1 protein-coding gene and 1 pseudogene are annotated in these 510 nt (G+C 35.1%); both read left to right on the plus strand.

What is annotated here, in order from left to right:
* Positions 1–148 (plus strand): annotated as a pseudogene (locus HT703_RS11375) (IS30 family transposase); the annotation flags it as partial.
* Positions 149–196: 48 nt separating this feature from the next.
* The coding region (locus HT703_RS11380) for a helix-turn-helix domain-containing protein (RefSeq protein WP_155449077.1) at positions 197–510 on the plus strand (314 nt) is incomplete at its 3' end.

The raw sequence follows: 510 nt of genomic DNA on the forward strand, positions 1-510 counted from the left end.
CAAAGAAGTCGCATTCATCGAAAATTGGATTAATAACTATCCTAAAAAATGCTTGAACTACAAATCACCCAGAGAAGACTTCTTCATGGCTAACTTGAACTTGAAATTTGGCTCGAATGTGAGAATGTCTTTAGTAAATCGAACGTGAAAATGTCCCATTTGATAAAATAGTCGTATGAAAAGTATCCAACTGAATATGAATGAAACGAAAAAATATCTTGTGATAAAAGCTATAGACCAAGGAAAGAAAACAAAGAAACGACCCTGTGTCGAACTGAATCTTTCTGAAAGACAAATCAATCGTCTGCTACTAGCCTATCAACAGAAAGGAAAAAAAGCCTTCAGACACGGAAACAGAAATCAAAAACCAAAACATGCAATCCCTGATGAAATCAAAGAACGTGTCCTAAAGAAATACCTCTCCTATGAAACATATAAACCAAATGTCCTTCATTTCTGTGAATTACTAGCTGAAGAAGAGGGAATTCAGCTCTCTGATACAACTGTTAG

Origin of the sequence: Streptococcus sp. 3874, assembly GCF_013276425.1 — a bacterium.
Taxonomy (GTDB): domain Bacteria; phylum Bacillota; class Bacilli; order Lactobacillales; family Streptococcaceae; genus Streptococcus; species Streptococcus pseudopneumoniae.